At 36.2% G+C, this 9,647-nt stretch carries 11 protein-coding genes; 5 read left to right on the top strand and 6 right to left on the bottom strand.

Annotated elements, in window-relative coordinates; all coding sequences use genetic code 11:
- Together B3I52_RS07535 and B3I52_RS07530 are read left to right on the top strand one after the other, a co-directional pair.
- Nucleotides 1-1,375 (top strand): hypothetical protein (locus B3I52_RS07535; protein ID WP_293300049.1); only part of this gene is annotated, 1,375 nt, incomplete at its 5' end.
- Nucleotides 1,376-1,534: 159 nt separating this feature from the next.
- Nucleotides 1,535-2,740, top strand: coding sequence for an MFS transporter (locus B3I52_RS07530; protein WP_293300047.1), 1,206 nt, complete (start codon nt 1,535-1,537; stop codon nt 2,738-2,740).
- 97 nt (nt 2,741-2,837) lie between these two features.
- On the opposite strand, the gene B3I52_RS07525 is transcribed toward B3I52_RS07530, so the two are convergent.
- Entirely contained in the window at nt 2,838-3,236 is a 399-nt protein-coding gene (locus B3I52_RS07525) for an SRPBCC family protein (protein WP_293300045.1), read from the bottom strand.
- 30 nt (nt 3,237-3,266) lie between these two features.
- Nucleotides 3,267-3,920, bottom strand: coding sequence for an orotate phosphoribosyltransferase (gene pyrE / locus B3I52_RS07520; RefSeq protein ID WP_293300043.1), 654 nt, complete (start codon nt 3,918-3,920; stop codon nt 3,267-3,269).
- Between pyrE and B3I52_RS07515 the strand changes: the two genes are divergently transcribed.
- Together B3I52_RS07515 and B3I52_RS07510 are read left to right on the top strand one after the other, a co-directional pair.
- A complete protein-coding gene (locus B3I52_RS07515) occupies nt 3,919-4,530 on the top strand; it encodes an NUDIX hydrolase (RefSeq protein ID WP_293300041.1) in 612 nt (203 codons plus the stop codon). The genes pyrE and B3I52_RS07515 overlap by 2 nt on opposite strands.
- Before the next feature lie 58 nt (nt 4,531-4,588).
- On the top strand, nt 4,589-5,014 hold the full coding sequence (locus tag B3I52_RS07510) for a hypothetical protein (RefSeq protein ID WP_293300039.1): 426 nt from the start codon (nt 4,589-4,591) through the stop codon (nt 5,012-5,014).
- On the opposite strand, the gene coaD is transcribed toward B3I52_RS07510, so the two are convergent.
- From coaD to B3I52_RS07495, 3 genes are all read right to left on the bottom strand, one after another.
- Nucleotides 5,015-5,476 (bottom strand): pantetheine-phosphate adenylyltransferase, encoded by a 462-nt coding sequence (gene coaD / locus B3I52_RS07505; protein ID WP_293300037.1) that lies wholly within the window; start codon nt 5,474-5,476, stop codon nt 5,015-5,017.
- A gap of 101 nt (nt 5,477-5,577) precedes the next feature.
- The gene (locus tag B3I52_RS07500) at nt 5,578-6,120 is read right to left on the bottom strand and encodes an RsmD family RNA methyltransferase (protein ID WP_293300035.1); all 543 of its coding nucleotides are present in this window, start codon (nt 6,118-6,120) and stop codon (nt 5,578-5,580) included.
- Nucleotides 6,111-6,935: a DUF3822 family protein gene (locus tag B3I52_RS07495; protein ID WP_293300033.1), complete on the bottom strand. Its 825-nt coding sequence runs from the start codon at nt 6,933-6,935 to the stop codon at nt 6,111-6,113. Before B3I52_RS07495 ends, B3I52_RS07500 begins: the two co-directional genes overlap by 10 nt.
- Nucleotides 6,936-7,088: 153 nt before the next feature.
- Between B3I52_RS07495 and B3I52_RS07490 the strand changes: the two genes are divergently transcribed.
- Entirely contained in the window at nt 7,089-8,537 is a 1,449-nt protein-coding gene (locus B3I52_RS07490) for an ATP-dependent DNA helicase (protein WP_293300031.1), read from the top strand.
- A 4-nt stretch (nt 8,538-8,541) separates the two neighbouring features.
- On the opposite strand, the gene B3I52_RS07485 is transcribed toward B3I52_RS07490, so the two are convergent.
- Entirely contained in the window at nt 8,542-9,495 is a 954-nt protein-coding gene (locus B3I52_RS07485) for a sensor histidine kinase (RefSeq protein ID WP_293300029.1), read from the bottom strand.
- Nucleotides 9,496-9,647 lie beyond the last annotated feature (152 nt).

The raw sequence follows: 9,647 nt of genomic DNA, 5'->3' as shown, positions 1-9,647 counted from the left end.
AGAAGAACTAGACATGGAGCAGGCAAAGAAAAAATCTACTTTCTGGAGCGATTTTTTCAATACATCATCTAGCGGTATCATTCGCGACAGTGTATTGTCGGTAGAAAACAATATACTGGGCAATTTGGTGCTCATGACGGGCTATATCGGTTGGAGATCAATGGAACTGCAAACGCCGACAGGCAAAAAGCATATCACTGACCAAGGTTTTATTTACCGTGAAAAAGTAAAAATAAAAGACGATGCAAGTGGACGCAGGCTCACTATGGTAGGTTTTCAGACCGATGCGCCATCAGAATTTTTTAGCACGGGAAGAACAATGTCTAATTGGGATATGAGTAACAGTAAAACTTACGGAAATGGTCAAAAAAGGGTATCTTCTTCTAGTGGCGATGTAATGGTGGTGTCCTGTGTTAATACCTTAGGTATGAAAGATCCAGCCACAGGTGAAAAAATATTTGGAACTAATATTCGTTATGTGGCTCAACGTTACAGTGCTAAAAATCTCCAAAAAATTGCCGAAACACCATTTGATTTTAAGTACAGCTACAAAAAACTGTACGACCAGCCTGCTACCGACGGCAGCAACGATATGTTGATGCTTTTTGCTCCCACTCACGGTGGCGTAAAACCATATTTTGCTCCCAATAAAAGCGAATACGAATACCTGCGTATAGGAGTAGATACCAAAACTAAGGAAAGGACAAAATTCATCAGCCCTTATGGTAGGCTCAATAATGTTTATATCTATAATTTAAATGATGAAACCATAATACTTGGTACAAGCAAAGCAGGTAACGAAGATAAATATGCTGATTTTACATCCTTTAAAGGTAATGACGACCAGTTGATAGTCATTCGTATAAAAAATGGGCAGAAAGCCGTGGTAAAAGCAACTGCTATGAAAAGTATAGGTGTCGAATTAAGTCGCTTTTCGGCTAATGGTGCCATTAAAACTGCCGAAAATCAAGTATGGATTGCCGGACAGGCTTTTGAGAAAAAAGAAAACGATCCCGAAAAATGGGGTAATATCTATGCCTTTAATATCTCTACAGACGGCAGCCTAGTTAAAAACCTTACTTTACCACAGGTAGAAAAAGCATCCGAAAAAATGGCTTCGCCAGTTTATTTGCTAAAACTTAACGATGGAGATTTGTTATGGGCTGCCTACGAAATTACCAAAAAAGGAAATATGTACCCAAAGTATGCTAAAATAAGCAATGGCAATTTAGGTACTGTGATTTTTCCAGGCGATAAAAAATACGTAGTAAGCGATAGATATCCAATGTACATTTCGCCAGATAATAAGGAACTGATTTATTTTGGCAACACCGAAGATAATAAACAGTTGTGGTTGCATAAACAAACTTTATAATAGACTGAATACATCTTATTACTGAACAATGTTTTCAGTTTTGTGCACCTAGCGACATTAATTTGTCGCTGGGTTTTTTATTCAAATGATTATCGCTTGACAGCCACTATCCCTTTTAATCTATCCTAAACTGTATCTTTGCAACCAATTCTATTTTAAATGAAAACCTATATCCAAAATTATTTTAAAGTTTATCAGGGCTTGTCATCACCTACTTGGATGCTGGCTTTGGTAATGTTGGTAAATAGGAGTGGAGCCATGGTAGTGCCTTTTTTGGGTGTTTATATGGTAAATCATTTAGGTTTTTCTTTAGAGACTGCAGGAATTTTGTTGAGCTGTTTTGGTATAGGCTCGGTAATTGGCTCTTCTATTGGGGGTTGGCTAACCGATAAATTCGGGCATTTTAAGGTTCAACTTTTTAGCTTGGTTGCCGTAGTGCCACTTTTTATAATATTACCGCTATTAAAAACCGAAATTACTTTGGGAATAGGTATTTTAATATTGAGCATGGTAAGCGATATTTTTAGACCTGCCAATTCGGTGTCTTTAGCTTATTATTCTAAACCGGACACTTTGGTAAGAAGTTTTACGCTAAATAGAATGGCCTTAAACCTAGGTTTTTCTATTGGGCCAGCCTTAGGCGGTTTGCTGGCAGCATTGTCTTACAATTTTTTGTTTTACGGAAACGCGGTTACTGCATTTTTTGCAGCATTAATTTTCTATCTATATTTTAGAAATAGGAAAGGAGTTATCGCTCAAAAAGAAGATACCAATAACGAAGCAATAGCCTATAAATCGCCTTATAAGGATGTTCCTTTCTTGGTTTTTTCTTTATTGAGTGTGTTTTTTGCCATTTGTTTTTTTCAATTGCTCAGCACATTGCCATTATATTATAGAGAAGTTTATCAATTATCTGAAAAAAGTATAGGCATAATTTTGGCATATAGTGGTGTAGTAGTCTTTAGCTTAGAAATGCTCATTGTGCATCTTGCAGAAAGAAGAACAACTGCGGCTAACGCAATTATTATTGGTGTATTTTTGTGTGGGCTGGCTTTTGTATCCTTGTTGATTGCTAAAGGCTTGTGGCTGTTATATGTTTCTATGTTTATTCTTTGTATAGCAGAAATATTGGCCATGCCTTTTATGGCTACCGTTACCTTACAACGTTCTACCATTAAAAATAGGGGAGCCTATATGGGCTTAAATTCCCTTTCTTTATCTGCCGGATTAATTTTTGCGCCTTATTTAGGTACCAAGATTGCTGCAAATTATGGCTTTAATGTGCTTTGGATTGGTACAGGTTTATTAATGCTGTTTACCGCTATTGGGTTTTATTTTCTGATGAAAAGAATGAAATTGGAATAGGTAATTACCGTGTAGAAATGGTGGTGTGATTTTATTTGCCTACAATAAAATTAGCAGGTATAAAAAAAGGAAGTCTTTTGAACTTCCTTTGATACTATTAACCCAAAATCTCTTTCACTCTTTTGGTTTGGTAATCTGCTAACTTTTGTAATGGGCCAGCAGCAAGCATTTTCATCATCATGTTCAAATCTGCCGAAATGATATGTTTTGCAGTGGTAGTTCCATCTCCGTTATCAATTAGGTTCCATTCTAACGATAGATCAAAAGGTGGTTTTTCTGTTGGTATAGCAACTAACTTTTGGTTTTCAACCCTTTCTGAAATATGGATTGCCAATTTAGCCATGTTCTGGATGGTAAAACTTGCAGTATCTGCCGTAGAAGACCAATTGTAAATGTTCTCTGGCATTAACTGTTGGTGGTTGTTTAAATCAGCAAGAAATTGATAAACTTGTGCTACAGGCAAATTAATTTCAGCGTTACTTTCAATAATTGTCATTTATGTTAGATGTTGTGTGTGGCTATAAATTTATACCATTTCGCCTTGTCCCCATTCAGCTGGATTTTCACGCCATTTGTTTAGGAATTCGATATCTGATTTAGCAATAATAGCATGTTCTGCGGCATAATCTATTAAAGCTCTGTAGTTAGAAAGTGTTGAAAATCTACATTTAGCAGCGGCAAAGTTATCGTCGGCTTGTTGAAAACCATACGTAAAGATAGCTACCAGGCCAGCTACAGATAAGCCAGCATTACGTAAAGCTTCTACTGCTTGTAAACTGCTTTTCCCTGTAGAAATTAAATCTTCAATCACTACTACTCTTTGGCCTTCTACAATTTCGCCTTCAATAAGGCTTCCTGTGCCGTGCTCTTTTGCTTTAGCTCTTACGTAAATAAAAGGTAAGCCCAATTCTTGTGCAACTAATACACCTTGCGGAATACCGGCAGTAGCCACTCCTGCAATTACATCAACAGCTCCATACTCTTCTTGTATAAGTTGTGCTAGTTTCTGACGAATGTAAGTTCTTACCGAAGGGTGAGATAAAGTTATCCGGTTATCACAGTAGATAGGCGATTTCCAACCCGATGCCCAAGTAAATGGATTAGCAGGTTGTAGTTTAATTGCTTTTATTTGTAATAAAAATTCAGCTACCTTTAATTCAATATCACTTTTATTATACATGGCACAAAAATACAGAATTTATATTAACGACAACACTTTGTTTATAACTCACAACCCTTCTTTAATAGGGGATAAAATTCAACAGATTGAGGAAGATGGCTTTGAGTTTAGGTCGTTTTACGAAAAAATAAAGGGTAGCAAGGGAAAGAACTATTTGTTAGTAACAAAAAATGCGACTGTGGTATTTAAAAAGATTAAAAACGATTTAACAGTTATTAAGGCGGCCGGTGGTTTGGTTGCCAATGCCCAAGGCGAGTTTCTTTTTATCTTTAGGCACAAAAAATGGGATTTGCCAAAAGGGAAAGTAGATAAAGGCGAAAAAGTAAAGGATGCGGCCGTACGTGAGGTTGAAGAGGAGTGTGGCGTTAAAATAGCAAAACGTAACGATAGCATTTGCAAAACCTATCATGTGTATGAAATGAACGGAGAACTTATCTTAAAACGAACTAGTTGGTATAAAATGAACGTGAAAGGTAGCCCGAAATTGATACCTCAAGTAGAAGAAGGTATTACAGCAGCAGTTTGGGTAGCTCCGCAAAACATTAAAGTGAAAATAGAAAACACCTATCCTTTAATAGTAGATGTTTTGAGGAGTGAGCATTTGATTTGAAATGCTTGAGTTAATAAAGTTTACCAATAAGTTGTAATTTCGAACGTTTGTTAATAATATGAAAAGAACAACTCAAATTTCAGCCCTTTCTGTTTTTTTACTCTTTACATTGCTCTTTGCTTGTAAAAAAGAGGAACATGAGCAAATGATAGATGTGCTGACTTCCAAGACGTGGAAATTTGGAATGAAAGATTTGAATGCTTCAACAAATCCCAGTGGGACTAATTTCTATTTCGCCGTGCCAGAGTGCGAACAAGATGATACTTTTTTATTTAAGGCAGATGGTACAATGATTAGAAATTATGGCCTTAAGAAATGTGATGGCGAAACTACTGCCAATAAAACGGTGCCCTTCAGCTTTAATAAACAAACAAAAGAGCTAATTATTGATGGTGTAAAGTATAAGGTAGTTGAAGAGAACAAAACGCAGTTTAAATACGTTCTTGTTACCATTACCGGCACTGCAATTTATTTACTGCAATAGCTAAAAAAAGCGCAAAGCCTCTTTAGGCACAAATTGACTTACATCGCCGTTGTTTCTTAAAATATCTCTCACAATGGTTGAGCTAATGGCAGAATATTCGGGCTTGCTTAACAGGATGATTGTTTCTACTTCGGGCATCATGCTTTTGTTAATTTGGGCAATGGCCCTTTCGTATTCAAAATCTGAAGCAGAACGGATACCCCTAACCATATAATTGGCACCAATTTTTTTACAGAAATCGATAGTTAAGCCTTGGTAAGTTTGTACTTGTACATTGCTATCGTTAACAAAAATGCTATTTACAATTTCCTCTCTTTTCTCGGCAGACAAGAAATTTTGTTTTGAACTATTTAAGCCAATACCTACCACAATTTTATCGAACAAAGGCAATGCTCGTTTCAAAATATCTACATGGGCAATAGTAATGGGGTCAAACGAGCCAGGAAATAAAGCGATTTTCATATCCAAATATAGTTTAATAGGATTAATGAGCAAAAAATAAGAAATAAAGATGATGTTTATAATAGGAGAGACGTTGAAAACTAGTCCCTGTTTTTTAACCCTTATTCTTTTATCTTCTTAAAGAAACTGAACGATGAATAGCCATATTTCCTTGTTTCGGTATATCCGGGTTGTTGGTTTAACTTAAGCGTTGACGGATGTTCTACAACTAAAACGCCATTTTCATTTAACAATTGATATTGTTGTACCAACTGTGGCAACAAAGGAATGTTAGGTAAATCATACGGTGGATCGGCAAATATAATATCGTATTTTTCTGAAGTTTGTGTTAAAAATTTAAAAGCATCTGCTTTGTAAATGGCAATGTTTTCTAAATGATGTTTCTCTTTCACCGTTTTTAACCAAGCCACACAACCAGGGTGTTTATCTACCGAGGTAATACTTTGTGTATCCCGAGAGGCAAATTCAATGCTAACACTTCCTGTTCCAGTAAACAAATCGAGTATGGTACATTCTTCAAAATCATAACTGTTTAGCAAAATATTAAACAAGGCCTCTTTAGCCATATCTGTAGTTGGCCTTACAGGAAGTTTTGCTGGTGCATGAAACTGCAGGCCCTTTAATTTACCGCCAACTATACGCATTGCTGTAGTGCAAGTAAGCTGGTGTAATAATGAGCCGGCATATCATCTAAAATATCGGTGTTTAATGAAGGTGTTGCTACCCATAAATTAACCTTTTCAAAGTATTGGGCAAGCAAATTCCACTTCTCATCGTCTTCGTGTATAATTCCGCACAGCTTTAAATTAGTTTGTTTGGTATTTATGTTTAACTCGTTAATAATTAATATGATATAATAGGTTAACTCATCTAAATTATCAAATTGATAACTTTGTGAAAAAGTAATTTTATTGCGGTTAATGTAGATGATTTGAAATGAACTAACGGAGAAATCTATAATTATACTAGCTGTTTCTATTTGGGCAGCTAATTCAATTAACCCTGCATTATGCTGAAGCTTAGTACTGTTTGGCCAATGTTCGCCAATTATTTTTTCTGCTGTTGGTGGCAAAGCGAAGATAGTTTGTACGCTTTGTTGTAAACTGGGTTGAACATATACATTTTCAACGTCTGTTTCAGTAAAAAACTTGGTGTAAAGAACCGTGTCGTTTTGGTTAAACAGTTCTTGCGGCACAAAAATAATATTCTGGGTATGGGCAGCTATCTTAACTTCTTTATAAGGGAGCTTTAAATAAGCATCTGTTTTTAAGCGTTCCTGTAATTTGTCGTAACCATTTTCACATTCTTGCTCATCGTAAACAGCAAGTAAGGTTTTTTCTGTGGCGTTTGTTATGGCATAAGAAAAAGTATCGGCACCTATTTTAACCAACAGGCTCAAATTTTTGCTCTCAGCTGGTTCAAAGTTCGGATCAATTAATAAAATGCTGTTATTGTTCATGTATCCACAAAAATAGTTTTTTTATTTTAAAATGAGTTTGATTGCCACAGATGCATAGATGTTTTTAGTGAAAATGAATTAAATTATCATATTTAAGCTTGCTGATTTAGTTCAGGTTAATAACATCTGTGGCATATTTTGCATATTTGCCAAATGGATAAAGCCAGTTTAATTGCACAATCGTACCCTTTTGCCCCAACAAAAGAACAATTGCGCTTTTGCAGAGAAGTTGCCAATTTTTTAAGCAAAACTAACGAAGAAAACTGCTTTGTTTTAAAAGGTTATGCCGGAACCGGAAAAACCACCTCGGTAGCGGCACTGGTAAAAGCTTTGCCAAAATTCGGACTTAAAAGCATACTGTTGGCACCTACGGGTAGGGCTGCTAAAGTAATGAGTAACTACACACAAAAAAAAGCCTTAACTATCCATAAAAAAATTTACAGAAAGAAAAGTGCCGTAAGTATAGATACGGTGTTTCAGCTGGCACCAAATTTAGCACAGGATACTGTCTTTATTATAGATGAGGCTTCTATGATTGCCGACGAGTGGAGTGCACAAAATGGTTCTTCTTTTCTGGGAGATTTATTGCAGTTTGTTTTTCAGCCATCGCCAGAAGGCCAATCTAAAAACTGCTACCTACTTTTTGTTGGAGATACGGCACAACTTCCGCCTGTGGGCAGTGTAAATAGTCCAGCGCTAAATCCCGAATATTTAAGTAGTAACTTTCATTTAGAGGTAACTTGTGTAGAACTTACAGAAGTGGTTAGGCAAGAAAAAAAATCGGGCATTTTAGCCAATGCTACCATGTTAAGAAAATTGGTGAGCAGTTACGAAAACAAGCCTAAATGGCCTAAGTTTATCACCCAGGGTTACAAAGATATCTTTAGGATGACAGGGATAAAATTTGTAGAAGGATTAGAATATGCCTACGGTAAGTACGGATTAGAAAATACCCTAGTGGTGTGCAGATCTAATAAATCGGCAAATATCTACAATAATCAAATAAGGGCAAGACTACTTTATAGAGACGAAGAGTTAAGTGGGGGAGACTACATTATGGTGGTGCGTAACAATTATTTTTGGCTGCCCGAAGATAACGAAGCCGCTTTTATTGCCAATGGCGATATGGCAAAAATTATTAGAGTACGCCGAGAAGAAGAACGTTATGGTTTTAGGTTTGCCGAAGTACAATTAGAATTGATAGATTTTCCTGATGTAGGTACAATTACCTGTAAGGTGTTGCTAGATACTTTACAGCTCGAAAGCCCAAATTTACCATACCAAGCCAGTAAAAAATTATATGAAGGCCTGCTGTTAGATTACGAACATATCGTTAACAGAAAAGAACGTTTGCAGGCCATTAAGCAAGATCCATATTACAATGCGCTACAAATTAAATTTGCCTATGCGGTAACTTGTCATAAGGCGCAAGGTGGCCAATGGGATGCCGTTTTTGTAGATCAAGGTTTTTTAACAGAAGACATGGTTGACCTGGATTTTATGCGTTGGCTATATACCGCCGTAACAAGGGCAAAAAAAGAACTTTTCTTGGTTAATTTTAGTAAGGATTTATTTGCAGGTAAAATAGCAGACGACGATTAAATAATTAAGCAGGTAGTTGAATGGTAAAAGTAGTTCCTTCGTTTTCGGTACTATTTACATAAAGCTCCCCGTTGTGTTGCTCAATAATTTTATGAGAAATATGCAGCCCCAGGCCAATTGATTTTTCGCCCATTAAGCCTTGTCGGCCAGCTTTAGAAAATTGCTCAAAAACATGCGCCTGCATCTCTTTCGGGATGCCTATGCCAAAATCTACTATTTTTATGAAAGCCGAATGATCCTTTTTGGTAATGGTAATATCTACAGGTTTGCATATACTCGAGAATTTAAAAGCATTACCAATTAAATTATCAATAACACGCTCTAGTTTAGATGGATTTGCATTAATTACAATATCTTCTTTATCAGCATAAAACCTAATTTTTCTATCGGTATTGGTTTGCCACTTAGCTGCTAAATCGTTCACAAAACGATTTAACGAGATAGGTTCTTTCGAAAAAATGGGGTGCTCTTGCTTGGCAGCTTCAATGAGATCGTTAATAATATTTTTGGCCTGAGATGCTGCATTTACAATCATTTTGGCCTCGTTGTTGCCTTCATTTTCAATTAACATTAAATTGCCCAAAGCTTCAATGTTATTTAAAGGCGACCTCAAATCATGAGCAACAAACGCTAAAATTTCCCCTTTTTGTCCGTTTAAGTGTGAAATTTGCTGATTTTTTTCTTCAAGTTCCTTAATTTTTACAAAATGTTTCGATTTGAAATAATAGCTGTATCTAGAAAATACCAGCAAGGTAACGCCAAGTATAATGGCAGCCATGCTATTAATTATTTTTTGTTGAACAGGTAAAGCTGGAAATACTAGCGCCAAAAAATAAATCAGCACGATATATGATACCACAAAAACAATAGTCCTAAATTCGATGACAAAGAACAAACTTACGGTAGCAATGCCAATTAAAAACATGGTAAGCATGTTCTTTGCGTTGTGTAACGCCATAATATAGCTTACACTAAAACTCATGGTAAGCATGTAAATGATAAACAATACAACAAGCCCTTTTCGTTGCCTTTTTGTAGATTTTGTGGGATTAAGCGCATACGTACAGGATGCAAAAAAGATTGCCGAACCAAAAAACTGTATCCAGATAC

The sequence above is a fragment of the Pedobacter sp. UBA4863 genome, from assembly GCF_002399615.1.
Lineage (GTDB): Bacteria > Bacteroidota > Bacteroidia > Sphingobacteriales > Sphingobacteriaceae > Pedobacter.
This window is presented reverse-complemented; position numbering and strand designations above follow the sequence as displayed.